Genomic DNA, 25,958 nt, shown 5'->3' with positions numbered 1-25,958 from the left:
GTCCGCCGCCGGTCGCCCGCGCCCGACGGAAGGCCGAGCTCCATGGATCCCGACGACTCCCCGACCCTCGAGCAGGCGCCGCCGCAGCGGCGGATCGTCACCACCCGCACCGGCGCCGTGGTCGCGGTCGGCGTGCTCGGCGCGGTGATGCGCACCGAGGGTGCCATCTACGGCACGGTGCTCTCGATCACGCTGATCGCCGTCGGCTGGGACAAGGACACCGATCTCGACGTCCTGCTGTTCCTGCTCGGCTCGGTGACGGTGTTCTGGGTCGCGCACCTCTACTCCGGGACGATCGCGCGCCTGCCCGAGTCGGATCCGACGCCGCGCACGGTCCTCGCGGCCGTGCGGGACACCGCCCGGCACTCGATCGGGATGATCGCCGCGATGGTCGTGCCGGCGCTGCTGCTCGCGCTCGGGCCGCTCGGGGTGCTGGACGAGTGGACGGCGTACTACCTGGCGCTCGGAGCGGGTGTCGTGATCCTCGCGGCGCTCGGCTACCTGATGTCGGCGCGGCGCGGCAGCTCGTGGAAGCGGCGGGTGCTGAGCACGCTCGTGACGACGCTGCTCGGGTTCGTCGTGGTGTGGCTGAGCACGCTGGTGCACTGAGCACGCTGGTGCACTGAGCCCTCGACGCGGGACGGGCGCGGCTGCCAGGCTGACGGGATGACCTCTCAGCCCTCCGCGCTCCGCCCCTTCGGCCCCTCCGGCGCCCTGGTGACCCGGCTCACCCTCGGCACCTCCTGGAACCCCGATCGCGTCGGCTCGCTCGACACGGTGCCCGCGCTCGAGCGCGTGCTCGACTCCGGCGCCGGCCGCCCCGTCTCGGTGATCGACACCTCCAACGAGTACGCGCTCGGGCACAGCGAGCGGCTGATCGGCGAGGCGCTGCGGGCGCGCGGCGGGGTCCCGGAGGGGATCACCGTCGTCACGAAGCTCGACCGCGACCCGGAGACCGGCAGCTACTCGGCCGAGCGGATGCGCCGCAGCCTCGACGAGAGCCGCGAGCGCCTGGGCATGGACGTGCTGCCGCTGCTCTACCTGCACGACCCGGAGCGCATCTCCTACGACGAGGCCTTCGCCGAGGACGGCCCGGTGCGCGCGCTCGTCGCGATGAAGGAGGCGGGCGCCGCGCTCTCGATCGGCATCTCGGGCGGGCCGGCGCCGATGCTGCGGCACTACGTCGACACCGGGCTCTTCGACGCCGTGATCACGCACAACCGGTTCACGCTGGTCGACCGCTCCTCCGAGGAGCTGATCGACGCCTCCGTCGCGCGCGGCGTCGTCGTGGTCAACGCGGCCGTCTACGGCGGCGGGGCGCTCGCGCGCTGGCCCGAGCCGGTCCGCAGCTACGCGTACGCGCCGGCGCCGCAGGAGATCGTCGACGCGGTCGCCGCGATGGGCGAGGCCTGCGAGCGGGCGGGCGTGCCGCTCGCCGCCGCCGCCCTGCAGTTCTCGACCCGGGACCCGCGCGTGACGACGACGGTGGTCGGCGCGACGAGCGCCGAGCACTACGACGCGTTCGTCGCGGACGACGCGCTCGACATCCCGGACGCGCTGTTCGAGGAGCTGGAGTCGCTCGCGCCGCCGAGCTCGGTCTGGCAGGAGGCGCCCGGGGCGACCTGGCCGCGCTGAGCGACGGCGTGGGGCGTCCCTCGGAGGGCCGCGCCGGGCGTCGGCGGAGCGGCGGCGTCGCGTCAGGGGGACGGCCGCCGCGCGACAGCGGGCATACCCGGGCCGCTCCGTCGGTTGGCCCTGAGATGACCGACGCACCTCGCACCACCACCGACTCCCCCGCCCTCTTCCAGCCGCTGACCCTCCGCTCCCGCACGGCGCGCAACCGCGTCTGGGCCGCGCCGATGTGCCAGTACTCGGTGGAGGCGCAGGACGGCGTGCCGACGCCGTGGCACCTCGTGCACCTCGGCTCGCTCGCGCGCGGCGGGGCGGGGGTCGTGATCGTCGAGGCGACCGGCGTCGTCCCCGAGGGGCGGATCAGCCCCTGGGACACCGGCCTCTGGAACGACGAGCAGCAGGCGGCCTGGGCGCCGATCGTCGACTTCGTGCACGGGCAGGGCGCCCTCGCCGGCATCCAGCTCGCGCACGCCGGCCGCAAGGCGTCGACCTACCGCGAGTGGAGCGGGCGCGGCTCCGTCCCTGTCGACGAGGGCGGCTGGGAGACGGTCGCCCCCTCCGCCGTCGCGTTCGAGGGCTACGCGGTGCCGCGGGCGCTCGACGTCGAGGAGCTCCCGGGCCTCGTCGAGGCGTTCCGCGCCTCCGCCCGCCGTGCCGTGGACGCGGGCTTCGACGTGATCGAGCTGCACGCGGCGCACGGCTACCTGCTGCACCAGTTCCTCTCGCCGCTCTCGAACCACCGCGAGGACGCCTACGGCGGATCGCTGGAGAACCGCGCGCGGCTCCTGCTCGAGGTCGTCCGCGCGGTGCGGGCCGAGATCGGCGAGCTGCCGCTGCTGGTGCGCTTCTCCGCCACCGACTGGGCCGAGGGCGGCTGGACGCTCGAGGAGACGATCCGGGTCTCGGAGTGGGCGCGCGACGAGGGCGTCGACCTCTTCGACGTCTCGACCGGAGGGCTCGTGAAGGGGACCGACATCCCGGTGGCGCCGCTCTACCAGGTGCCGTTCGCGCGCGAGGTGGGCCGGGCGACCGGCGCTCCCGTCGGGGCGGTCGGGCTGATCACGACGGCGGAGCAGGCCGAGGGCGTGGTGGCCGGCGGCGACGCGGACGTGGTGCTGCTGGCGCGCGAGCTGCTGCGCGACCCGCACGCTCCGTCGCGGATGGCGCGCGAGCTCGGCGCTCCGCTCGGGCTGGTGCCGCCGCAGTACGCCCGGGCCTGGCGCTGAGACGACGAAGGGCCGGGGGCGTCGCCGCCTCCGGCCCTTCAGCTCGTTCTGCTACTTCTCGTCCGCCTCACCCTCGGAGTCGCTCGGGGCGTCCTCCTCGGGGTTGAAGTGCGAGTCGCCCGAGACGCCCAGGGCGATCCCGTCCTCGGAGTCGGGGATGGTGCCCTCGGTGCCGAGGCCGCCGTCCTCAGGAGTGCCGGTGTCCGGGGTGCTGTCGTCCGACATCGGGCTCAGGCCTCGACGTCGCCGCGCCAGGCGCCGTCCGGCGAGCCCTTGGACTCGATGTACTCCTTGAAGTTCTTGAGGTCCTTCTTGACAGCGTGGCTGCCGGCGCCGACGAGCGAGCCGACGGTCTCGAGGAAGCCCTCGGGCTCCCAGTCGAGCTGCACGGTGACGCGGGTCTCGGTGTCCGAGAGCTTGTGGAAGGTGACGACGCCGGCGTGGTCGGTCTCGCCGCCGGTGCTGTTCCAGGCGACGCGCTCGTCGGGGTGCTGCTCGGTGATGTTGGCCTCGAACTCGCGCTCGACGGGGCCGACCTTCACCTTCCAGACGGTGAGGACGTCGGTGACCTGCTGGATGGACTCGACCTCGTCGAGGAACTTGGGGAACTCCTCGAACTGCGTCCACTGGTTGTACGCGACGGACACGGGGACGTTGACGTCGACGGTCTCGATGATCTGCGACACGGTAGTGCTCCTTGATGTCTCACTCGGTGTGCGGCAGGCCGCTGTTGCGGTCGCCTCCCTCGACGGTAGAGGCGAGCCGCCTGGGAGTTCACGTGGTTGCGGCTGGACGCAGACGTGGTACAACCCGGGAGCGGGTGGATCTCGATACGCCCTCTGCGAGGGCTACTCGATCAGCATGAGGCGCGGGCCGCTCCGTTCCATGCTGGTCGAGTAGCCGCGGAGCGGCGTATCGAGACCCGACGTCTGCAGAACGGTGGATCTCGATACGCCCGTTTCGCGGGCTACTCGATCAGCATGGGTGGCCCGCTGCGAGGGCTACTCGATCAACATGAAGCGCGGGTCAGTCGTCGGTGCCGGCGTAGCGGTAGGCGGTGAACGTCGGGGTGCCGGTCGTCGCGTAGAGGCCGAGGACGCGGCCGGTGAAGGACGTGGCGGTCTCGGCGGTGAAGGAGCGGCCGTCGATGCGGGCGAGGGTGCGGGAGACGCCGCCCGCCTCCGCGCGGAGGACGAGGAAGTCGCTCGTCATCTGGCCGGGGCCGAAGCCGACGCCGGCGTCGCGCTCGGACTCCAGCATCAGCGTCACCGGGCCCTCCGGCAGCTCGGCGGTCCACTCCTGCTCGAAGGAGGGGATCACGGCGCGGGCGGTGACCCGCGTGCCGGAGCCGGTCGACTCCGCCTCGACCGACGCGAAGGTCGTCTCGTCGTAGCGGACGGCGAGCCCGCCGACGCCGGCCGACACGTCGGCGACGACCGAGGCCTGCATGGTCTGGGTGAGCTGGCGCCGCCCGACGAAGGTGGGCTGCGGGTGGCGCAGGGTGCGCCCCTCCCCCTGCAGCGCCAGCCGGCCGTCCTCGACGGTCGCGAGCGCGGTCGGGAGGCGGCGCACGCCGATCCAGCCCGCGTCGAGCGGCCCGGAGAAGTCGACGTCGTCGCGCAGCGGACCGCGCGGCGAGAGCGCGACGGGCTCGGCGACCGGCCAGCCGTCCACCCAGGTCACCCGCGTGACGAAGGTCTCCCGGCCGAGCGCCGAAAACGCGCGGGTCGCTCCGCGCGGGCGGACGCCGAGCAGCACGATCAGGGTCGAGCCGTCGGGGCCCTCCACCAGGTCGCCGTGGCCGGTGTTCTGCACCGGTCGGGTGGTGCCGCGGGCGGTGAGGAACGGGTTGCCGGGCGCGGTCTCGAACGGGCCGGTCGGCGCGTCGCTCCGGGCGATCGAGACGCCGTGGCCGCGCTCCGTGCCGCCCTCGGCGATGAGGAGGTACCAGACGTCCCGGCCGTCGACCGAGCGCCGGTAGAGGTGGGGCGCCTCCGGGAAGCCGCCGCCGGTGCCCGACCACAGCGAGCGCGGCTCCTCCAGGATGCGGCCGGCCGCGAGGTCGACCCGCACCTGCTGGATGCCGAGGTGCGCGCCGGCCTCCTCGCCGCTCAGGATCAGGCCGGAGTAGGTGACGTACGCGGTGCCGTCCTCGTCCCAGGCGAGGTCCGGGTCGATGCCCTGGAGGGGGCCGCCGTCGGCGTCGGTCAGGACGGTGCCGTCGCTCCACTCGCCGGCCGGGTCCGCCGCGGTGAAGACGACGGTGCCGACTCCCGCGGGGACCGAGACGATCACGTGGAAGAGGCCGTCGTGGTGGCGGATGGTCGGCGCCCACACGCCGAGGCCGGTGGGCACCTCCTCCACACCGATCTGCTCGGCGCGGGTCGCGACGTTGCCGACGCGCTCCCAGGTCTCGAAGTCGGTGCTGCGGTACACGGGGATGCCGGGCAGGTACTCGAACGTCGAGGTGACCAGGTAGTAGACGCCGTCGGCGCGGACGACGCTGGGGTCGGGGTTGAAGCCGGGGATCAGCGGGTTCGGGAACGGGGCGCCGACCCCGCCCTGCGCGACTCCGCCCGGCACGACGCCGCCGCTCATGCGCGCAGCTCCAGCTCGGTCACCAGCGGGACGTCCTCGAGCGAGGTGCCGAGGCGGATGGTGAACGCTCCGGCCTCGTACTCCCAGCCGTCGTTCCAGGTGGCGAGCAGGCGGGTCGGGACGGTCACGGCGATCTGCGCGCTCGAACCCGCCTCCAGCGTCGCGCTCTCGAAGCCGACCAGCCAGCGCACCGGGCGCTCGACGGCGGAGTCGCGGCGCTCGGCGTAGGCCTGCAGCACGACCTTGCCGGCGCGCTCGCCGGTGTTCACGACGTCGACGAGGAGTTCGACGTCCTCGCCGCCGCGGACGGGCTCGGGGGTCGAGACCGAGACGAGCTCGAACGAGGTGTAGCCGAGGCCGTGGCCGAAGACGTAGGCCGGCTCGACCTCGCTGCGCAGCCAGGCCCGGTAGCCGATGTGGATGCCCTCGTCGTAGTGCAGCTCGCCGTCGGTCGGCAGCGTGGAGAGGACGGGGACGTCCTCGATCGCGACCGGCCAGGTGGTGGGCAGGCGTCCGCCGGGCTCGACCCGGCCGAGCAGGACGTCGGCGACCGCGTCGCCCATCTCCTGACCGCCGAAGTAGCCGACCAGCACGGCCGCCACCTCGTCGCGCCAGGGCAGCAGCACGGGGGCGCCGGCGTTCACGACCACGACGGTGCGCGGGTTGACCGCGGCCACGGCGCGCACGAGCGCGTCCTGCTGGCCGGGCAGGTCGAGCGAGCTGCGGTCGTAGCCCTCGGACTCGACCGCGGAGTTGGTGCCGACGACCACGAGGGCGACGTCGGCGTCGCGGGCGAGCGCCACCGCCTCCGCGATCAGCTCGTCGGCGGGGGTGGCGTCGGGCTCGAGGCCGTAGGTGAAGCCGAGCGCACCCTCGAGGTCGCCCTCCGCGTGCACGATGTCGTACTCGATCCGGATGTCGACGGGAGTGCCGGCGGTGACCGTCAGCGGCGCGGAGACCGACGGCGGGGCGAGCAGCGCGGCGCCGAGGTCGGAGCCGACGGCGGCGAGGGTCTCCTCGAGGAAGAGCGCGCCGTCGACGTAGACGCGGGCGGTGCCGGCGACGGCGAAGCCCAGGCGGACGGTCGCGTCGGCGGCGGGGGTGAGGATCGTCGAGAACTCGACGCGGGCCGACGCGGCGATCGGGGCGGTGCCGCCGAACCAGACCAGCGAGGTGGCGCGGCGGTCCTCGACGAACAGCTCCGCGCCGTCCTCGGCGAGGAAGCGGACGCGCTGGCCGGGCTCGCCGGTGACCGGGTTGGTGATCGTCTCGAGGACGAGCGGGGCGACGCCGTCCTGCACGACCGCGCCGAGGGCGTAGTCGACGCGGGCGTGCGGCAGGGCGGCGCGGACGCCGTCGAGCGGAGTGACGACCTTCTCGGGCAGGACCGTCGCGGATCCGCCGCCCTGGGTGCGCGCCTCGCGGGCGTTGTGGCCGATGACGGCGACGGAGGTGAGCGCCGAGGCGTCCCAGGGCAGCTCGCCCTCGTTGCGCAGCAGGACGCTGCCGGCGGCGGCGGCCTCGCGGGCGAAGGCCCGGCCGTCCTCGACGAGGACCGGCTCGGCGACGGCGGGCTCGAAGCCCTCGAGCGCGCCGACGCGGGCGGCGAGGCGGAGGATGCGGCGGACCTTGCGGTCGACGACGGACTCCTCGATCGAGCCGTCGCGGACGGCGGCAACGAGCGCGGCGCCCCACGGGCCGTCGGGGCCGGGCATCACGAGGTCCTGCGCCGCGCGGGCGCTGTCGACGGTGCGGACAGCGGTCCAGTCGCTGATGACGACGCCGTCGAAGCCCCACTCGCTGTTCAGCGGGGTCTCCAGCAGGTCGCTCTCGGTGGCGGTGGTGCCGTTGATCGAGTTGTAGGAGCTCATCACGAGCCAGGCGCGGGTCTCGACGATCGCGCGCTCGAAGGCGAGCAGGTAGAGCTCGCGGAGCGCGCGGTCGCCGACCCGGACGTCGACGGTGAAGCGGTCGGTCTCGGAGTCGTTGGCGATGTAGTGCTTGGGAGTGGCGCCGACGCCGTTCTCCTGCACGCCGGCCACGTAGGCGGCGGCGAGATCGGCGGTGAGCACCGGGTCCTCGCTGAAGCCCTCGAAGTGGCGGCCGCCGAGCGGGGAGCGGTGCAGGTTGATGGTCGGGCCGAGGACGACGTCGACGTCCTTGCGGCGCGCCTCGACCGCGGCGGCGGCGCCGTAGCGGCGGGCGATCGAGCGGTCCCAGGAGGAGGACAGCGCGGTGGCGGAGGGCAGGTTGAGCGAGGGCGAGCGCTCGTCCCAGACCTCGCCGCGGACGCCCGACGGGCCGTCCGAGACGAGCATGCGGCGCAGGCCGATCCTCTCGATCGGCCAGGTGGTCCAGAAGTCGCGGCCGGTGAGCAGCTGCACCTTCTCCTCGAGGTCGAGGCGCCCGATCAGCTCGGTGAGCAGGGCGTCGGCGTCGGGTCCCTCGGCCGGGATGCGGGGAGCAGTGGAGGTGTCGGTCACGGTGACTCTTTCTCTCTCGGGAGGCGACGTCGTCGTCCCTCAAAACCTAGCAGTAGTGGGTTTCTAACGGTGCACCCCGCCCGGCCCCCTCCGCGAGATGCCACTTATGACGCGAAAACGCGGCGTGTCGCGCTCATAAGTGGCATCTCGCGGAGAGGGGAGGGACGCGCGCGCGTCCGGGGGGCGGGTGTCAGGAGTGGGCGGCCACGAAGGCGCGGCGCTCCTCGCGGCGGGTGGCTTGGCGGACCGGGTCGGCGACGGGGGCGGCCAGGAAGAGGCGCTGGGTGTAGGCGTGCTCCGGGCGGGAGGTGACCTGGTCGCCGTCGCCCCACTCCACGATCTCGCCGTGGTACATCACGGCGACGCGGTGCGAGAGGTGCCGCACGACGGCGAGGTCGTGCGAGACGAAGAGGTAGGCGACTCCGGTGCGCTCCTGGATCTCGGTGAAGAGATCGAGGACGCGCGCCTGGGTGGAGAGGTCCAGCGCCGAGACGGGCTCGTCGCAGACGATCAGCCGCGGCTCGAGGGCGAGCGCCCGGGCGATCGCGATCCGCTGGCGCTGACCGCCGGAGAACTCGCGCGGCAGGCGGTCGGCCGCGGACTGCGGCAGCCCGACCTGGTCGAGCAGCTCGCGCACCCGCTTCGAGGCGACCTTGGCGTCGACCTTCCGCACGGTGAGCGGCTCGACCAGGATCTGCTCGATCGTCAGCGACGGGTTGAGCGAGGTGTACGGGTCCTGGAAGACGACCTGGATCTCGGAGGAGAGCCCGCGGCGCTGGCGCCGGTCGAGGTGCGCGATGTCGCGCTTGTTGTAGAGGATCTCGCCGCCGGTGACCGGGGCGAGCCCCAGCACCGCACGGCCGAGCGTGGTCTTGCCCGAGCCGGACTCGCCGACCAGGCCGACGGTCTCGCCGGGGCGGATGTCGAGCGAGACGCCCTTCAGCGCCTGGAACGGCTTCGCGCGGAAGCCCTTGCCCGGGTACTCGACGACGACGTCCTTGACGTCCAGCAGCAGCTCGGACGGTGCGGCGGGTGCGGCGCTCATCGGCTCGACTCCTTCACGGCGGTGGTGGCGACGAGCGGTCCGCGGGCGGGCCCCTCCTCGAGGATCGCGTCGAACAGGGCGCGGGTGTAGGGGTGACGGGGGTCGGCGAAGATCGAGCGCACGGGCCCGGTCTCGACGATCCGGCCGTCGCGCATGACCGAGACGCGGTCGCACAGGTCGGCGACGACGCCGAAGTTGTGCGTGACGAGGATCATGCCCATGTTCAGCTCCGACTGCAGCTCGCGGAGCAGGTCGAGCACCTCGGCCTGCACCGTGACGTCGAGCGCGGTGGTCGGCTCGTCGGCGATCAGCAGGTCGGGGTCGCAGGAGACGGCGCCGGCGATCAGCACGCGCTGGGCCATGCCGCCGGAGACCTCGTGCGGGTAGGCGTCGAACGTGCGCTGCGGGTTCGGGATGCCGACCCGGGCGAGCAGGCCGAGCGCCCGCTCCTTCGCCGCCGCCTTCGAGAGGCCGAGGCAGATCCGCATCGGCTGCACGAGCTGCGTGCCGATGGTGAAGGAGGGGTCGAGGTTCGACATCGGCTCCTGCGGGATGTACGCGATGCGCTTGCCGCGGAGCTTGGTCATCTCCTTCTCCGACAGGTGCGCGAGGTCCTTGCCGTCGAAGACGATCGAGCCGCCGGTGATCCGGCCGCCCTCGGGCAGCAGGCGCAGCACCGACCAGGCGGTCTGCGTCTTGCCCGAGCCGGACTCGCCGATCAGGCCGTGGATCTCGCCGCGGCGGACCGCGAGCGAGACGTCGTGCACGACCGTCTTGACCGAGCCGTCGTTCTGGCCGTAGCCGACCGAGAGGTTCGTGACGCGGAGGATCTCTTCTGAGCTCTTCGCGCCGGCCTCCTCCTCGTGCACGACGGTCTTCGGCGCCGCGGCGTCCTCGTCGAGCATCGTCTGGATGCCGATCGTGGACAGGCTGGTCGGCACCGTCGCGGGCGCCGAGGCCGACTTGCGCTTCTTCGAGCGCTTGGCTCCGGAGGCGCTGCGCTCGAGCTCGTCGCGCATCGCGTTGCCCAGCAGGGTCAGCGCGATGGAGGTGAGCGCGATCGCGAGGCTCGGCCAGAGCATCAGGATCGGGGCGTTGAAGACGTTGGAGAAGCCGTCGTTGAGCATCGAGCCCCAGGTCGGGATCGACAGGTCGCCGAGGCCGAGGAACTCGAGTCCCGCCTGGATGGCGATCGCGATGCCGGCGACCAGCGAGGCCTGGATGATGACGGGAGCGCGGACGACGGTGAGGATGTGCCGGGCGATGATCCGGCCGTTGCTGAGTCCGGAGACCCGGGCCGCGTCGACGAAGAGCTCGCCGCGCACCGCGGTGACGGAGGCGTAGACCAGCCGGTGGAAGGCCGGCGAGAGCAGGACGCCGAAGATGGCCATCGAGAGCCACATCGACGGGCCGATGACGGCGCGGGCCGCCAGCAGGACGACGAAGCCGGGCAGCGCCATCACGAGGCCGGAGGTCCAGGCCGAGACGGAGTCGAACCAGCCGCCGAAGTAGCCGGCCAGCAGTCCGCTGGTGACGCCGATGACGACGGCGACCGCGAGCGCGACCAGGGCGCCGGCGAGGCTGAACTGGGTGCCGAAGAGCAGTCGCGAGAGGACGTCGCGGCCGGCGCTGTCGGCGCCGAGCAGGTGCGCGGCGCCGGGCTCGGCGAGCACGTCCTGCAGCGAGGCGCGGTTGGGGTCGGCCGGGGCGAGCAGCGGCGCGAAGATCCCGGAGAGGACGACGATCGCGAGGAAGACGAGCGAGACGAGCCCGACCGGGTTGTGCAGCAGGCGGCGGAAGAGGTGCGTGCGGGCGGCGCGCTCCTCCACTCCGACCGACGGGGTGCTGGCGGGCAGCGGAGTCGTGGCGGTCATGAGAGTCGCACCTTCGGGTTGAGCCAGCCCTGGAGCAGGTCGATGAGCAGGTTGACGATGACGACGATGATCGCGGTGATCAGCACGAGGCCCATCACCAGCGGGATGTCGCCCTGGGTGGTCGCGGTGACCGCGACCTGGCCGAGGCCGGGGATCGCGAAGATCTGCTCGACGATGACGGCGCCGCCGAGGAGGCCGATGAACTGCACGGCGAGGACGGCGAGCGCGGGGCCGCCGGCGTTCCGCAGCACGTGCTGGAAGACGATCCGGTTGGCGGGCAGGCCGCGCGAGCGCAGGGTCCGCACGTAGTCCTGGCGGAGCGCGTCGATGACGGAGCCGCGGACCTGCTGGGCGACGCCGGCGATGCCGCCGATCGCGAGGGCGATGATCGGCAGGGTGACCGTGGCGATCCAGCCCGAGAACGAGTCGGTGAGGTTGACGTAGCCGGTGGGCTTGAACCAGCGGAGGTTGATCGCGAAGACGGTGACGAGGCCCAGCGCGATCAGGAAGCCGGGGATCGCGAAGCCGAGGATCGACACCAGCTGCACGAGCTTGTCGGCCCAGCCGCGGCGGACCGCGGCCCAGACACCGAGCACGACCGCGACGATCGCGGAGATGATCGTGGCGCCGATGACCAGGGAGAGCGTGACGGTGACGCGGGTGGAGATGGCGGTGGTGACCGCCTGCCCGGTGAACCAGGAGCTGCCGAGGTCGCCGGTGACCGCGTGGCCGAGCCAGCCGAGGTACTGCGACCAGATCGGCTGGTCGAGGCCGAGCTGCGCGGCGCGCTGGGCGACCGCCTCCGGCGTCGCGTTCTGCCCGAGGATGCGGCGGGCGATGTCGCCGCCGCCGAGATAGAGGAGTGCGTAGGCGACGACGGAGATCAGCACCACGAGGATGATCCCCGAGACGACGCGTCGCAGGATGAACCTGGTCATCAGTGGTCCTTCGAACGGAGGAGGGCGCGGGCCTGATCAGCGGATCGGGCGGCGCGAAGAGAGGGAGCGGGCGGGTCGACCGGAGCCGACCCGCCCGCTGATCCGGATCAGGCCGGGGTGATGTTCCAGAGGTACGGGTAGGCGTTGCCCGTCTGGGTCTCGACCTTGGTGTTCGCGTCGGTCACGAAGCTCGACTGCTGGCGGTACCAGGGGGCGAACCAGGCGTTCTCGACCGTGTAGGCGTTGACGGCCTGGACGGCGGCGGCGTAGCCGGACTCGTCCGCGGTGCGGACGGCCTCGATCAGCGTCTCGAGCTCGGGGTCGGCGTTCTTGAAGGGGTTGAAGATCGCGTTGGGGCTGAGCTCGAAGTTGATCAGGGCCCAGTCGGGGTCCTGCTGCAGCGTGAGCCAGGTGGCGGCGTACTTCGGGGCGAGGACGTCGGCGATGAAGTTGTTGCCGGCGTCGGTGTAGGTGACGGTGATGCCGACCTCGGAGAGCTGCTGCTGGATCAGCGTGAAGGTCGAGGAGCCGACGAGCGAGCTCGAGGGCATGTTCAGCTCGAAGCCGTCCGGGTAGCCGGCCTCGGCGAGGAGCTCCTTGGCCTTCTCGGGGTCGTAGGGGTAGTCGTCGTCGAGCGACTCGTCGTAGCCCTCGGAGGAGGTCGGGAAGATCTGCGTGGTCGGGGTGCCGTAGCCCTGGCCGATGGCCTTCAGCAGCGACTCCTTGTCGAACGCGTAGTTGATGGCCTGGCGGACGCGGACGTCCTTCAGAGCCGGCGCGATGGTGCCGTCGCGGTCGAGCAGCAGCAGACCGGTCCAGTTGAGCTCGAAGGCGTTGACGGTGAAGCCCGACGCCTCGATCTCCTTGAGGTCGTTGTTGTCGACCGTGTTCGCCGCGTTGACCTGACCGCCCTTGATCGCGTTCACCAGAGCGGTGGAGTCGCTGTAGACGTTGATGTTCAGGTTGTCGTAGTGGACCGAGTCCTCGTCCCAGTAGCCGTCGCGCTTGGTGAAGGCGTAGGAGGTGCCGATGACGGTCTTCGACGCGTCGAGCTCGTAGGGGCCGGAGCCGACCGGGACGGTCTGGATGTCGGCGGACTCGAAGGCGGAGGGCGCCTCGACGAGGCCGGCGTTCTGGGTCAGGTAGAAGAGGAACGTCGGGTTGGCCTGCTTGAGGGTCACCGTGACGGTCGAGGCGTCGGTCGCGACGGCGTCGGCGAGGTCGGCCATCTTGTTCGTGTCGGGCGAGTTGCCGTCGCGGAAGCGGATCAGGTTCTGCGCGACGGCGTCGGCGTCGAGCGTCGATCCGTCGGAGAAGGTCACACCGTCGCGGATCTTCAGGGTGAGGACCGTGTTGTCCTCGTTGTAGGTCCACTCCGAGGCGAGGCCCTCGGTGATGGTGCCGTCGGGCTCGGCCCGCAGCACGCTGTCGTAGACGGCCTGCATGTACGGCGACTCGTTGGCCCAGTACGAGTCCGCCGCGGCGAACGTCGACAGGGTCTGGATCGCACCCAGCGTGAGCGTCTCGCTCGAGCCGCCGGAGGCGCCTCCGCCGGAGTCGGCCGCGCAGCTGGTCAGGCCGACCATCGTGGTGACGGCGATCGCAGCGGCCGCCAGCCTCTTCCATCGGAACATCTTCGGTCTCCAGGTTCTCCCGGTTCTCCCATGAACCGGTGCCGAGGAAGCTAACACGAAAAACAGATGACCCCTAGGTTTTGGGAAGAAAAACTTCGGCCCGTTAGGTTTTCGTGATTCTCGTGACCGTTCACATCCCGCGAGGCGCTTGGAACTGCACGCTGACGGGGAGCTTTCCGAAAGCCGACTCGGCACCAGGTTTTTGACTCGGAAACCTCTAGCGGCTAGGTTTCTCGCACCGGAGGCTCCGTGCCCCCTCGCAACGATGCGCCTGGAGGCACTTCATGGCACTCCCCACCTCTCCCCCGCGGCGACCGCGCGGGCAGTACGCCAAGACCGCCGCCCGGCGCGCCGAGATCGTGGCCGCGGGCCTGGAGGTCTTCTCCGCGAGCGGCTACCACGCCGCGTCACTGCGCGAGATCGCCGAGAAGGTCGGGCTCAGCCAGGCCGGCGTGCTGCACCACTTCGCCAACAAGTGGGAGCTGCTCTCGGCGGTGCTCACCCTCCGCGACGACCACTCGATCGTCCGGGTACCCAGCGGCGACGCCGTGCCCGGCATCGACACGGTCCGCGCGCTGATCGACCTGGTCGCCTACAACACCGAGATCCCCGGCCTCGTCGAGCTGCAGTGCGTGCTCTCGGCGGAGGCGACCCACGCCGACCACCCGGCGCACGAGTACTTCGCGAACCGCTACCGCTTCATCGTCGACCTGTTCACCGGCGCGTTCGGCGACATGCTGACCCGCGGGCAGCTGGTGCCGGGCGTGGATCCGCGCAGCGCCGCGATCCGCGTCATCGCGACCATGGACGGGCTGCAGGTGCAGTGGCTCCTCCAGCGCGACGCCCTCGACATGCAGGCCGAATTCCGGCGCACCGTGCAGACCCTGACCACCGTGGAGGTGTGACCGTGGGCTTCTCCCGCGAATCGACCCTGGCCGCCGTCCTCGACCACGGGGAGGCGGGCGACGTCGTGCGCCGCTTCGTCCCGGGCGTCGTCAACTCGCCGCTGCTGGTGCAGCTGCGCTCCGCGCCCGTCGGGCTGGTCGTGGGGATGGATCCGCTGCTGAAGGCGGATCCCGAGCGCGAGGCCTCGTTCTGGGCGGCGCTCGACGCTGTCGACGACTCCGGAGTCGCGGCGCCGCGGCCGGAGCGGGTGGCGGTGCTGCCGCGCGCGGACTACGAGGGCGAGGACGTCGCTGTCGCGTCGGCCGTGGTGCGACCTGTCGCGGTGGGGACCGTGTGGGCGCCCGCCGAGGTCGTCGTCGACGGGCCGGCGCACGGCAACCCGTTCGTCGACGTCGAGTTCTCGGCGGAGTTCTCGCTCGGCGACGAGACGGTGCGGGCCGGCGGCTTCTACGACGGCGACGGGGTGTACCGGGTGCGGTTCCTGCCTCCTGCCGCCGGCGTCTGGAGCGTGACCACCGCCTCCACCGCGCGCTCGCTCGACGGGCTCACCGCCTCCGCGACCGTGGAGCCCGCCCTGCCCGGCGCGCACGGGCCGGTGCGGGTCGCCGACACCTTCCACTTCGCGCACGAGGACGGCACCCGGCACCTCCCGCTCGGCACGACCGCGTACGCCTGGACGCACCAGAGCGAGGCGCTGCAGGAGGCGACCCTCGCGACGCTCGCGGACGCGCCGTTCACCAAGGTGCGGCACTGCGTCTTCCCGAAGGCGTACCTGTACAACACGAACGAGCCGGAGCTGTACCCGTTCGAGCGCGACGGCGACGGCTGGGACTTCGACCGGCCCGTGCCCGCGTTCTTCCGCCGGCTGGAGGAGCGGGTCGCGGACCTCGACGCGCTCGGCATCCAGGCCGACGTGATCCTCTTCCACGCCTACGACCGCTGGGGCTTCTCGGACATGGGCCGCGCGGCCGACGACCTCGTCACCCGCTACGTCGTCCGGCGCCTGGCCGCCTCGCCGAACGTCTGGTGGTCGCTCGCCAACGAGTACGACCTGCTCTGGTCGAAGAGCGTCGACGACTGGGAGCGCCTCGCCGCGCTCGTCGTCGCCGAGGACCCGGTGGGCCACCTGCTCTCCATCCACAACTGCTTCGGCTTCTACGACTACTCCCGGCCCTGGATCACGCATGCATCCGTGCAGCGGATCGACGTGTACCGCACCGCAGAGAACACCGACGCCTGGCGCGAGCAGTGGGGCAAGCCGGTCGTGATCGACGAGTGCGCCTACGAGGGCGACATCGACCAGGGCTGGGGCAACATCACCGGCGAGGAGATGGTCCGGCGGTTCTGGGAGGGGGCGGTCCGCGGCGGCTACGTCGGCCACGGCGAGACGTACCTCAACGACCGCGAGGAGCTCTGGTGGTCGAAGGGCGGCGAGCTCGTCGGCGACAGCCCGGCGCGCATCGCGTTCCTGCGGCGCATCACCGCCGAGATGCCGGACGGGCGGATCGACCCGCTGCCCTCCGACTGGGACGCGCCCTGGGGCGGGGGCGGCGGCGTGCAGCTCGTGTACTTCGGCTTCAACCGGCCGCGGTTCCGGCAGATCGTCCGGGACCCCTCCGACTCCTGGATCGTCGACGTGATCGACACCTGGGGGATGACCGTCTCGCGGGTGCCCGGGGTGTTCTCCGGGTCGTTCCGGGTGGAGCTGCCGGCGCGGCAGTTCATGGCCGTGCGGCTGACGAAGGTCGTGTCGTGAGCGGGGTGCCGCCGCGGGTGCGGGTGATCTCGGACAACGACTACTCCGGCGACCCGGACGGGCTGGTGCAGCTCGCGCAGCACGCGCTGTCGGAGTCGGTCGAGCTGGCGCTCGTCGTCGGCTCGCGGCTGCGGCCGGGCGACCCGTTCGACGCCTCCGACCGGACCGCCGACAACGCGGCGGCGGCGGCGCGCGAGGTGCTCGCGCTCTGCGGGCGCCCGGACGTGCCGGTGGTGGCGGGGGCGAACACTCCTGATGCTGACGTCTCGGACGCGGCGCGCGCGATCGTGGCGGAGGCGCTGCGGGACGACCCGCGGCCGCTGTACCTCTGCGCCGGCGCCGGGCTGACCGAGGTGGCGGCGGCCCTGCGCCTCGAGCCGTCGATCGCCGCCAGGATGACGCTGGTCTGGATCGGCGGGCCCGAGCACCCGGGCCTGGCCGTCCCGCCGCCCGGCGCGATGCCGATCGAGTACAACCTGCTGATCGACGTGCCCGCCGCCGCCGAGGTGTTCGCGTCCGCGCTGCCGATCGAGCAGTTCCCGCGCGACGCCTACCGGCAGCCGCTCGCCTCCGTCGCCGAGCTCCGCGTGCGGATGCGCACCGCCGGCGAGCTCGGCCGGCACCTCTTCGACGCCCTCGACGGCGTCTTCCGCATGGGCGCCGCGCACGGCCTCAGCTTCGGCGAGACCTACGCCCTCGGCGACAGCCCGCTCGTCCTCGCGACCGCCCTGCTCTCCGCCTTCGAGCCCGACGCCTCCTCCAGCCGCATGGCACGGGTCCCCCGCCCCTCGATCACCCCCGACGGCCAGTACGGCCCCCGCGCCGGCGACGGCCCCGACCTGCGCGTCTACACCCACGTCGACACCCGCCTCCTCCTCGAGGACCTCTACGCAAAGCTCGCCCTCCGCGCCGCGGACGCCTGACCGCGAACGCGCGCTGCCGCCCGCGCAGCCGCGCCCTCACGCTGGTCGAAGTGCCGCGCAGCGGCACCCCCCCCTGATGGAAGAGCCGCGCAGCGCCGCCCCCATGCTGGTCGAGTAGCCGCGCAGCGGCGTATCGAGACCCACGCTCGCCAGAGCGCCGACCTCACGCCCCCCGCCCGTGCCACGGAGGATCTCGATACGCCCTCTGCGAGGGCTACTCGATCACCATGAAGCGCCCACGCGCAGACAGCAGAGCTACCAGAGCATGCTGGTCGAGTAGCCGCGCAGCGGCGTATCGAGACCCACGCTCACCAGCCCGCCGGCCGCCTGCTCCCGTCCCTGCCACGGCGGATCTCGATACGCCCTCTCCGAGGGCTACTCGATCACCATGAATCGCGACGCGCAGGCAGCAGGGCCACCAGAGCATGCTGACCGAAGTGCCGCGCAGCGGCACCCCCGTGCTCAGGGAGGAGCCGCGCAGCGCCGCCCCCATGCTGGTCGAGTAGCCGCTCAGCGGCGTATCGAGACCGACGCGTCCGAGCGCCGGCCGCACGTCTCGGGCTGGATCCGGCGCGCGGTTCGGCGCTTTCTGCGGTTCTGAGCCTGCGGAAGCAGCAGAAAGTGTCGAATCGCGACCAGCGGCGCCCTCGATCCGGCGCGAACGGTCGTCCACCGGCGCGGGGGACGACCGTTCGTGACGGGTGGGCGGGGGCAGCGCGGGTCAGTGCTGCGGGTCGCCGCCGAGCTGGCCGATGGGGGGCAGCGGGCCGCCGTCGTCGGCGCCGGTGCGTCGCCAGCGGGCGACGGCGTTGCCGAGGTGGTAGATCACGAGGGCCGCGGCCGCGCCGAGGACGATGCCGCCGAGCTCGAAGCCGCCGGAGCTGAAGGAGAAGCCGGCGATCGCGATGACGAGGGAGACGGCGGCCGTGTACTGGTTGACCGGGCGGGAGAAGTCGACGCGGTTGTCGATCCAGATCTTGATGCCGATCACGCCGATGAGGCCGTAGAGCGCGGTGGTCGCGCCGCCGAGGACGCCTGCCGGGATCGAGTTGAACACGGCGCCGACCTTGGGCGAGAGGCTGAGCAGCACGGCGGTGACGCCGGCCACCCAGTAGGCGGCGGTGGAGTAGACGCGGGTCGCGGCCATCACGCCGATGTTCTCGCCGTAGGTGGTGGTGCCCGAGCCGCCGAACGCGCCGGAGACGGTGGTCGCGATGCCGTCCGCGATCAGGGCGCGGCCGGTGTGCTGGTTGACCGAGGAGTCGGTCATCGTCGCGACGCCGCGGACGTGGCCGACGTTCTCGGCGATGAGCACGAGCACGACGGGCAGGAACATCGCGATGCCGGACCACGTGGATCCGGACGCGAAGTCGGGGAAGCTGAACGGCGGCAGGCCGACCCAGGCGGCGTCGGCGACGGCGGAGTAGTCGATCTCCTGGCGGATCAGCGCGACGACGTAGCCGATCACGACGCCGACGAAGATCGAGACGCGGCCGAGGAAGCCGCGGAAGAAGACGCTGCCGAGGATGATCGCGGCGAGCGTGACCGTCGCGGTGACCGGCGCCTGCTGGAAGCTCGACCAGGCGGTCGGGGCGAGGTTGAAGCCGATCAGCGCCACGATCGCGCCGGAGACGACCGGGGGCATCAGGCGGTCGATCCAGCCGAGGCCGGCGAACTGCACGACGAAGCCGGCGAGCGCGAGCAGCACGCCGACGGCGACGACTCCGGCGAGCGCCGATCCCGTCCCGCCGACCGCCGTCGCCGCGGTGACCGGGGCGATGAAGGCGAAGCTCGAGCCGAGGTAGCTGGGCAGCTTGTTGCGGGTGATCAGGAGGAACAGCAGCGTGCCGACGCCCGAGAACAGCAGGGTCGTGGCGACGGGGAAGCCGGTGAGCACGGGCACGAGGAAGGTCGCGCCGAACATGGCGACGACGTGCTGGATGCCGATCGCGACGGTCGCGGGCCAGTTGAGCCGCTCGGCGGGGCCGACGACGGCTCCGGGCGCGACGGTGCGGCCGTCGCCGTGCAGGGACCAGATGGGCATGGGGCTCCTCGGCGGGAAGGGGGATGGGGGCGCTTCAGAGTAGCGAGGCGGGTGGGCGGGCGGCGGCGACGGTCCGGCGGACCTTTGGCACGCGGAATCGGCTCCGGCACGCGGAATCGGCTCCGGCACGCGGGAACCCCGCAGAACCACGAGCCCGGACTCGAATCACGTGCTGAAGGTGGGCGGCGCGACAGCTGGCGGACCCCCGGCACGTGGAAACGGCTCCGGCACGCAGGAATCACGCAGAACTACGAGCCGGAACCGGAATCGCGAGCCGAAGGTACCCGGCGCGGGCGGCGGCGCACCTCCGGCACGCGGAAACCGCTCCGGCACGTCAGGATCCGGCAGAACGACGCGCCGGAGCCGGAATCGCGTGCCGAAGGTGGGCGGGGCGACCGGTAGCACACCTCCGGCACGCGGAATCGGCTCCGGCACGGAGGAAGCCCGCAGAACCGCGAGCCGGAACCGGAATCGCGAGCCGAAGGTACTCGGGGCGGACGGAGGCGCACCTCCGGCACGTGGACTCGGCTCCGGCACGTGGGAAGCCCGCAGAACCGCGAGCCGAAGCCGGAACCACGAGCCGAAGGTGCTCCGAGCGGGCGGTGGCGCAGCTCCGGCACGTGGAAACGGCTCCGGCACGACGGGATCCGGCAGAACGACGTGCCGGAGCCGGAATCGCGAGCCGGAGGTGCTCCGAGCAGGCGGCGCCGCCCTCCCGTGACGCAGCCGGGAGCCGGGTCGGCGCGCCGGTGAAAGAACGGCCGGCGTGCCGGACAGGAGGGAGCATGAGGCACATGCCAGCTCCCCTCGCGGGTCCCGACCGCTTCGCCGCGCTCGCCGGCGTGGTCGCCGACCCCGTCCGCCGCTACCTCTGGCGCCGCACCGACGCGGCCACGGCCGACGACGTGCTCGCCGCCACCCTCGCCGTGCTCTGGCGCCGCGTCGCCGACGTGCCGGAGGACGACCCGATCGCCTGGTCGATCGGCGTCGCCCGGCTGCAGCTGCAGAACGCGCGCCGGATGCAGCGGCGCCAGGTCCTGCTCACCCACCGCATCGCCGTCGTCGACCCGCCGCAGGAGGTGCGCGGCCCGGACGGGCCGTCCGCCACCGACGACGCCGTGCGCTTCGTGCTCTCGCGGCTGCGCGAGTCCGACGCCGAGCTGCTGCGGCTCTGGTCGTGGGAGGAGCTCGACGCCCGCGGGATCGGCGAGGTCCTCGGGATCACGCCGAACGCCGCATCGATCCGGCTGCACCGCGCCCGCCAGCGCTTCGCGGAGCTCTACGAGAGCCGCGCCGCCCAGGACCCGACGACCTCAGAAGGAGGAGCACGATGACCGCGATCGAGGACTCGGAGCTGCGCCGGCTGGTGCGCTCGACCGACCCGGCGGAGGGGCTCGCCCCGCTCACCCGCGCGCAGCTCGCCGAGCACCGGGAGCGGGCGACGGGCGGGCAGGCGACAGGCGGGCCGGCTGTGGGCGGGCCGGACACCGGCCCCGGCGACTCCGACCCCGCCGCCGTCCGCCGCCGCCGCTCCCCCTGGCTGATCGTCGGGGTCGGCGCGCTCGCGGTGGGCGCCGCCGCGTCGCTCCTGCTCCCCTTCGCCCTCGGCGTCACCACCGGCGGCTCCGCCTCCGCGCTGCGGCTGCCCGCGACCGGCGGACCGATGGACCAGTGCGCCCCGGTCACCGCCCAGGCGCTCGCGCCGTCGCAGCTCGCCTTCCGCGCCGAGGTCGCCTCGATCGACGACGGCACCGTCACCCTGCGCGTGATCGACCGCTTCGCCGGCGATGTGGGTGACGCGGTGACGGTGACCCAGGCGGCGGAGTCGGCGGTCGACGGGGCCCCGATCGTCTTCGAGCGCGGCATCGACTACCTGATCGCCGCCGACGGCGACACGATCCTCACCTGCGGGCTGAGCGCGGCCGACTCCCCCGAGCTGACGAGCCTGTACCGGGAGGCGTTCGCGCAGCGGTAGTCGCGGATCTCAGGCGAACAGCCCGAGCACCCACCCGAGCACGAGCGGGCCGAAGGCCACGGCGAGCACCCCGAGCCCCAGCACGAAGCCGACGAGGCTCACGCGCGCGCCGCGGAGCGTCTCGTCCGCGCGCAGCCGGTTCCGGGCGCCGAGCGCGAGCACGATCGCGACGACGGCGAGCGCCGACGCGAGCAGCGGGACGCCGACCAGCAGCGCGCCGAGCACCGCGACTCCCGCGCTCGCGAGCGCGCGGGAGTCGACCGGTCGCGGAGTCGTGCGGGTCTGCTCGGTCATGCTCCGAGCCTGGCACAGGGCGGCGAACCGGGGCGAGCCACCCGCCCGGTCGCACGCGCACCCCCTCGGTGGCAAGGGGCTCTGCAAACGCCAGGAGCGCGGCGGAGGGTGGGAACACCGACGATCCTTCTGGAGGCAATGGTGTACTTCCACGTTCAACGACTCATCAACGACATCGAGCAGGACGAGCCGGATCCGGCCGCCGCGAACGCGCTGCAGGAGGGCCTCGGCGGGCAGTTCGGCGAGATGCGCACGATGATGCAGTACCTCTTCCAGGCGATGAACTTCCGCGGCGCGGACGCGAAGCCGTACCGCGACCTGATCCAGGGCATCGGCACCGAGGAGATCGGCCACGTCGAGCTGATCGGCACGACCATCTCGCGCCTGCTCGACGGCTCGCCGCGCTACCAGGGCAAGCCGACCGACCCGCTGGACACCCCCGGTGCCGGCGGAGCGACCCCGCTGAACATCGCGCTCGACACGGGCAACATCCACCACTACCTGGTCGGAGCGCAGGGCGCCCTGCCCGTCGACTCGGTCGGCAACCCGTGGAGCGGCAGCTACGTCTACAACTCGGGCAATCTCGTGCTCGACCTGCTCTACAACCTCATGCTCGAGTCCACCGGACGCCTGCAGAAGTGCCGCATCTACGAGATGACGCAGAACAAGACCGCGCGCTCGACGATCGCCTACCTGATCGTCCGCGACCAGGCGCACGAGAACGGCTACGCCAAGGCGCTGGAGACCCTCGGGATCGACTGGAAGAAGACCCTGCCGATCCCGAAGACCAACGCCGAGAAGTTCCCCGAGGTGAAGAAGCTGGTCGACCTCGGCCTGCAGAGCAAGCAGTTCACCTTCGACCTCGAAGGCGCGTCCGAGGCGGGCAAGATCTTCCGCGGAGCCTCCCCCTCGAACGACGGCACCGACCTCTCGGCCAACGAGCAGGCCCCCGAGGGCGTGCCGTCGACGATCGCGCCGGAGCGCTTCGAGGAGTTCTCCCCCGGCCTGGACCCCGAGCTGCTGAAGCTCATCCAGACCACCGCCGAGATGGAGCTGGACGAGATCACCTCGTTCTACGGCCCCACCGCGAAGTAGCACGACCCCTCCGGTCCCGCGCGGTCGCTTCCGCGCGGGACCGGTCCGTTCCCAGGAGACAGGCCCATGCCGACGTTCCGGCTCCTCGAACCCCACCGCGTCGCGGGCGTCCCGCTGCGCGACCTCGGCGACGGACTCGCGCTGATCGGCGACGGCGACGTCCTGATCCGCAGCGTCACCCTCGCGCACCGCGAGATCTCCCCCGGCGCGCTCTTCGCCGCGCTGCCCGGCCGGCGCCGCCACGGGGCGGACTTCGCCGACGAGGCCGCCGCGGCCGGAGCGGTCGCCGTACTCACGGACGACGCCGGGCTCGCGGCCGCGCGGGCGAGCGGCCTGCCGGTGCTGGTGTCCGCGGATCCCCGGGCCGCCCTCGGCGCGATCGCCGCCCGCGTCTACGGCACCGACCGCGACCGCCCGCAGCTGCTCGGCGTCACCGGCACCAACGGCAAGACCAGCACCGTGCACCTGCTCGACGCGGTGCTGCGCCGGCTCGGCGTCCCCTCCGGCCTCAGCTCGACCGCCGATCGCCGCAGCCGCGACACCGTCGTCGCCAGCCGCCTGACCTCGCCCGAGGCGCCCGAGCTGCACGCGCTCCTCGCCCGGATGCGCGAGGACGGCGTCGAGTCCGCCGCGATCGAGGTCAGCGCGCAGGCGCTCATCCGCTCGCGCGTCGACGGCCTCGTCTTCGAGGTCGCCGGCTTCACCAACCTCAGCCACGACCACTTGGACGACTTCGGCGACCTCGGCGCCTATCTCCGGGCGAAGCAGCGGCTCTTCCGCCCCGACCGCAGCCGGCGCGGCGTCGTCGTCGTCGACACTCCGGAGGGGCGGACGGTCGCCGCGGAGGCGGAGGTCCCGGTCGTCACCGTCGGCTCCACCACCGAGGCCGACTGGCACGTGGACGTCCTCGCGCTGAGCGCCGACGCTACCCGGTTCCGCCTGACCGCGCCCGACGGCTGGACCGTGACCACCTCCGTCCCGCTGATCGGCCGGCACATGGCCTCGAACGCGGCGCTGGCCCTGGTGATGCTGATCCAGGCGGGCCACGACCGCGACGCGCTCGCCCGCGCCGTCGCCGGCGGCATCGACGTCGCCGTCCCCGGCCGCACCCTGCTCGTCTCCGGCGAGGCCGGGCCGCGGCTCTACGTCGACTTCTCGCACACCCCCGACTCCGTCGCCCGCACGGTCGACGCCCTCCGCGAGGTCACGCCGGGCCGGGTGCTGGTGATCCTCGGCGCGGACGGCGACCGCGACCCGAGCAAGCGCGCGCCGATGGGCCGCGCCGCCGCCGAGCGCGCGGACCTGCTGATCGTCACCGACCACCACCCGCGCTTCGAGGACCCGGCGCGGATCCGCCGGGCATTGCTCGACGGCGCCCGCGACGGCCGCTGCGAGGTGCAGGAGATCGCCGAGCCCGCGCAGGCCGTGCGCGCCGCCGTCGGCCGGGCCGGGACGGACGACTCGATCCTCTGGGTCGGCCCGGGCGACACCGACTACCGCGTGGTGCTGGACCAGGACCTGCCGTACTCGCCGCGCGCCGATGCGGCGCTCGCCTTGGCGGAGGCGGGCTGGGCGGTCTGAGCCGCCGGCTCCCGCGGCCCCGTGCTTGACTGGCCGGGTCGTCGCGACCGGAGGGGGTGCAGGTGTTCTCCTCCCTCCCCGTGCGCCGGGTGCAGACGCACCCCTCCGCGCTGGAGTCCGTCGTCTGGCCCGCGACCCTGCCGCCGGTGCGCCAGGTGCTCGACGAGGGCTGGGACCTCGGCCCCGTCTCGGTGATCACCGGTGAGAACGGCTCCGGCAAGTCGACGCTGCTCGAGGCGATCGCGCTCTCCTACGGGCTGAACGCCGAGGGCGGCTCGACCGGCGCGATGCACTCGACCCGCGTCTCGGAGTCCGACCTCTCCCAGCAGCTGCAGCTGGTGCGCGGGGCCGGCGCCTCGAAGCGCGGCTTCTTCCTCCGCGCGGAGACGATGCACGGCTTCTTCACCTACCTCGAGGACATCGGCCTCGGCGACGCGGACTACCACGAGCGGTCCCACGGCGAGTCGTTCCTCGACATCGTCGTGAACCGCTCCCGGATCCGCGGGCTGTGGCTGCTCGACGAGCCGGAGTCTGCGCTCTCGGTCTCGGGCTGCCTCGCGCTGATCGGGCAGCTGCGGTCGCTGGTCGCGGGCGGCTCGCAGGTGATCCTCTCGACGCACTCGCCGGTGCTCGCGGCCCTCCCGGGCGCGGACCTCTACGAGCTCGGCGAGTGGGGCCTTCGCCGCTCGGAGTACGACGATCTGGACCTCGTGCGGACCTGGCGCGGCTTCCTCGGCGACCCGCAGCGCTACCTCCGGCACCTGGACTGACCGGGGCCGCGCACAACATCAGCTGAGAAGGGTGGGCCTCCTCTGTGGGGGGAGGGACCCCCTTCTCAGCTGATGTCGTGCGCGGCTCACCGGCAGGCCGGCGCGGTCAGGCCGTTGAAGGCGAAGCTCTCGCCGGAATGGGCGGGGCGGATCGACGTGCGCAGGTGCTCGAAGGCGGCCTGCGTCGTCGCGCCCGCTCCGGGCGTCGCCGCGCACTGCAGCGACGACGAGGCGAAGGAGTCGACGACCGGTCCGGAGCCGTCGGCCGCCTCCGCCGCGATCTCGGCGCCGATCGCGTAGCCGCTCCCCCGGCCGGTCAGCGCCGTCATCGTGCCGAGCACACGCGGCCAGACGACGGAGTCGCGGAGCGAACGCGGGGCGGACACCCCCGGCGACCCCGTCAGCTCGACGTTCAGCACCGCGCCGTTCAGGTGCACCGTCGACTCCAGCACCCCCGAGAAGGCGCCGTCGATCTCGCGGGCGAGGCGCACGATCTCGTCGGCCGGGCGCTCCTCCTGCACGCGGATCACCGCGCCGCCGCGCGAGTCGGTCGCGGGCTGCTCGATCGTCCAGTCGAGGTCGCCCTCCGTGAGGGCGGAGCGCTGCTCGAGGAGGAGATCGAGCGCGTCGAGTGCGGTCGCCGCACTGGTCGGGGCGAGGACGATCGCGAGGACGGGGTAGGACTCGACCGTCCGCACCGAGAGGCTCCCGTCGATGCCGCGGCGCAGGGCGTCCCAGGCCTCGACCGGTGCCGTGCGCTCCCGCGGATCCGCGATCGACAGGACGTCGTCGCCGACCCGCAGCACCAGCTCGCTCGAGCGCCGCCCCGCCGGAGCCGCGCCGAGCGCCGCGTCGATCGCCTCGGACGCCGTGGCCGCGACGGCGACGAGGCGCTCCGCCGGGCAGTCCACCCGGGCGGTGACCTCGACGTCGAAGACGGCCTGCTCACCGCGCACGAGGAGCGGCGCCGGCCGCCAGTCCGCCCTCGCGCTCTCGACGCAGTCGTCGGCCGACAGCGCCAGCTCGAGTCCCTCCGCCGGCCCCGTGCCCGTCGCGACGACCGCGATCGTCAGAAGTACCGCCGCGCCCGTGAGCGCTCGTCCCCGTCGTCCCACGCCGTTCCCCCGCCTTCGCTTGCTGCCCTGTGATGACGGTGACAGTATCGACTTTCGATAGGAAACGCA

General features: G+C 72.7%; 22 protein-coding genes. 11 read left to right on the top strand and 11 right to left on the bottom strand.

Features of this window, described 5'->3' with window-relative positions; all coding sequences use genetic code 11:
- The first annotated feature begins 42 nt into the window (after positions 1-42).
- From MT355_RS01340 to MT355_RS01330, 3 genes are all read left to right on the top strand, one after another.
- Positions 43-609: a hypothetical protein gene (locus MT355_RS01340; RefSeq protein WP_123705415.1), complete on the top strand. Its 567-nt coding sequence runs from the start codon at positions 43-45 to the stop codon at positions 607-609.
- Between the two features lie 57 nt (positions 610-666).
- Positions 667-1,635: an aldo/keto reductase gene (locus tag MT355_RS01335; protein WP_243598248.1), complete on the top strand. Its 969-nt coding sequence runs from the start codon at positions 667-669 to the stop codon at positions 1,633-1,635.
- A 125-nt stretch (positions 1,636-1,760) separates the two neighbouring features.
- Positions 1,761-2,858, top strand: a complete 1,098-nt coding sequence (locus tag MT355_RS01330; RefSeq protein ID WP_132437472.1) for an NADH:flavin oxidoreductase/NADH oxidase — start codon at positions 1,761-1,763, stop codon at positions 2,856-2,858.
- Between the two features lie 51 nt (positions 2,859-2,909).
- Here MT355_RS01330 and MT355_RS01325 read toward each other — a convergent pair whose 3' ends face one another.
- The 8 genes from MT355_RS01325 to MT355_RS01290 all read right to left on the bottom strand — a co-directional run bounded on the left by MT355_RS01325 (position 2,910) and on the right by MT355_RS01290 (position 13,430).
- Positions 2,910-3,083 carry a hypothetical protein gene (locus MT355_RS01325; RefSeq protein WP_164874539.1) on the bottom strand — a complete coding sequence of 58 codons (174 nt, stop codon included), beginning with the start codon at positions 3,081-3,083 and terminating at the stop codon, positions 2,910-2,912.
- Positions 3,084-3,088: 5 nt separating this feature from the next.
- Entirely contained in the window at positions 3,089-3,544 is a 456-nt protein-coding gene (locus MT355_RS01320) for an SRPBCC family protein (protein WP_123446671.1), read from the bottom strand.
- A gap of 340 nt (positions 3,545-3,884) precedes the next feature.
- Positions 3,885-5,456, bottom strand: a complete 1,572-nt coding sequence (locus tag MT355_RS01315) for a glycoside hydrolase family 43 protein (protein WP_243598247.1) — start codon at positions 5,454-5,456, stop codon at positions 3,885-3,887.
- Positions 5,453-7,939: a glycoside hydrolase family 3 protein gene (locus MT355_RS01310; protein ID WP_374204626.1), complete on the bottom strand. Its 2,487-nt coding sequence runs from the start codon at positions 7,937-7,939 to the stop codon at positions 5,453-5,455. Before MT355_RS01310 ends, MT355_RS01315 begins: the two co-directional genes overlap by 4 nt.
- 190 nt (positions 7,940-8,129) lie before the next feature.
- Positions 8,130-8,984, bottom strand: a complete 855-nt coding sequence (locus MT355_RS01305; protein ID WP_243598246.1) for a dipeptide/oligopeptide/nickel ABC transporter ATP-binding protein — start codon at positions 8,982-8,984, stop codon at positions 8,130-8,132.
- Positions 8,981-10,858, bottom strand: coding sequence for a dipeptide/oligopeptide/nickel ABC transporter permease/ATP-binding protein (locus tag MT355_RS01300; protein ID WP_132437470.1), 1,878 nt, complete (start codon positions 10,856-10,858; stop codon positions 8,981-8,983). Before MT355_RS01300 ends, MT355_RS01305 begins: the two co-directional genes overlap by 4 nt.
- Positions 10,855-11,796, bottom strand: a complete 942-nt coding sequence (locus MT355_RS01295; protein ID WP_123736712.1) for an ABC transporter permease — start codon at positions 11,794-11,796, stop codon at positions 10,855-10,857. Before MT355_RS01295 ends, MT355_RS01300 begins: the two co-directional genes overlap by 4 nt.
- 107 nt (positions 11,797-11,903) lie before the next feature.
- Positions 11,904-13,430: an ABC transporter substrate-binding protein gene (locus MT355_RS01290; protein WP_243598245.1), complete on the bottom strand. Its 1,527-nt coding sequence runs from the start codon at positions 13,428-13,430 to the stop codon at positions 11,904-11,906.
- Between the two features lie 284 nt (positions 13,431-13,714).
- Here MT355_RS01290 and MT355_RS01285 point away from each other — a divergent pair, with 284 nt between their 5' ends.
- The 3 genes from MT355_RS01285 to MT355_RS01275 are packed head-to-tail and all read left to right on the top strand — an operon-like array spanning position 13,715 to position 17,015.
- The gene (locus MT355_RS01285) at positions 13,715-14,335 is read left to right on the top strand and encodes a TetR/AcrR family transcriptional regulator (RefSeq protein ID WP_123705422.1); all 621 of its coding nucleotides are present in this window, start codon (positions 13,715-13,717) and stop codon (positions 14,333-14,335) included.
- 2 nt (positions 14,336-14,337) lie between these two features.
- Positions 14,338-16,092 (top strand): DUF5605 domain-containing protein, encoded by a 1,755-nt coding sequence (locus tag MT355_RS01280; protein WP_243598244.1) that lies wholly within the window; start codon positions 14,338-14,340, stop codon positions 16,090-16,092.
- Positions 16,089-17,015 (top strand): nucleoside hydrolase, encoded by a 927-nt coding sequence (locus MT355_RS01275; protein ID WP_243598243.1) that lies wholly within the window; start codon positions 16,089-16,091, stop codon positions 17,013-17,015. Before MT355_RS01280 ends, MT355_RS01275 begins: the two co-directional genes overlap by 4 nt.
- Positions 17,016-17,736: 721 nt before the next feature.
- On the opposite strand, the gene MT355_RS01270 is transcribed toward MT355_RS01275, so the two are convergent.
- Complete coding sequence (locus tag MT355_RS01270) at positions 17,737-19,059, bottom strand: uracil-xanthine permease family protein (protein WP_243598242.1); 1,323 nt, start codon at positions 19,057-19,059, stop codon at positions 17,737-17,739.
- Positions 19,060-19,853: 794 nt separating this feature from the next.
- On the opposite strand from MT355_RS01270, the gene MT355_RS01265 reads away from it, so the two are divergent.
- Complete coding sequence (locus tag MT355_RS01265; protein WP_243598241.1) at positions 19,854-20,393, top strand: RNA polymerase sigma factor; 540 nt, start codon at positions 19,854-19,856, stop codon at positions 20,391-20,393.
- Entirely contained in the window at positions 20,390-21,034 is a 645-nt protein-coding gene (locus tag MT355_RS01260; protein ID WP_243598240.1) for a hypothetical protein, read from the top strand. Before MT355_RS01265 ends, MT355_RS01260 begins: the two co-directional genes overlap by 4 nt.
- 9 nt (positions 21,035-21,043) lie before the next feature.
- Here MT355_RS01260 and MT355_RS01255 read toward each other — a convergent pair whose 3' ends face one another.
- Positions 21,044-21,328 (bottom strand): hypothetical protein, encoded by a 285-nt coding sequence (locus MT355_RS01255; protein ID WP_132437903.1) that lies wholly within the window; start codon positions 21,326-21,328, stop codon positions 21,044-21,046.
- Positions 21,329-21,469: 141 nt separating this feature from the next.
- On the opposite strand from MT355_RS01255, the gene MT355_RS01250 reads away from it, so the two are divergent.
- From MT355_RS01250 to MT355_RS01240, 3 genes are all read left to right on the top strand, one after another.
- Positions 21,470-22,423: a manganese catalase family protein gene (locus tag MT355_RS01250; RefSeq protein WP_127888570.1), complete on the top strand. Its 954-nt coding sequence runs from the start codon at positions 21,470-21,472 to the stop codon at positions 22,421-22,423.
- 66 nt (positions 22,424-22,489) lie between these two features.
- On the top strand, positions 22,490-24,004 hold the full coding sequence (locus MT355_RS01245; RefSeq protein WP_243598239.1) for a Mur ligase family protein: 1,515 nt from the start codon (positions 22,490-22,492) through the stop codon (positions 24,002-24,004).
- 56 nt (positions 24,005-24,060) lie between these two features.
- Positions 24,061-24,774 carry an AAA family ATPase gene (locus MT355_RS01240; protein ID WP_243598238.1) on the top strand — a complete coding sequence of 238 codons (714 nt, stop codon included), beginning with the start codon at positions 24,061-24,063 and terminating at the stop codon, positions 24,772-24,774.
- An 86-nt stretch (positions 24,775-24,860) separates the two neighbouring features.
- Here the strand turns inward: MT355_RS01240 and MT355_RS01235 are convergent, their stop codons facing one another.
- Positions 24,861-25,889, bottom strand: a complete 1,029-nt coding sequence (locus tag MT355_RS01235) for a hypothetical protein (protein WP_243598237.1) — start codon at positions 25,887-25,889, stop codon at positions 24,861-24,863.
- Positions 25,890-25,958: the final 69 nt, after the last annotated feature.

Source organism: Rathayibacter sp. VKM Ac-2929 (genome assembly GCF_022815495.1).
Classification (GTDB): domain Bacteria; phylum Actinomycetota; class Actinomycetes; order Actinomycetales; family Microbacteriaceae; genus Rathayibacter; species Rathayibacter festucae.
The sequence above is the reverse complement of the archived record's forward strand: the minus strand, read 5'-3'. Positions and strand labels throughout refer to the sequence as shown.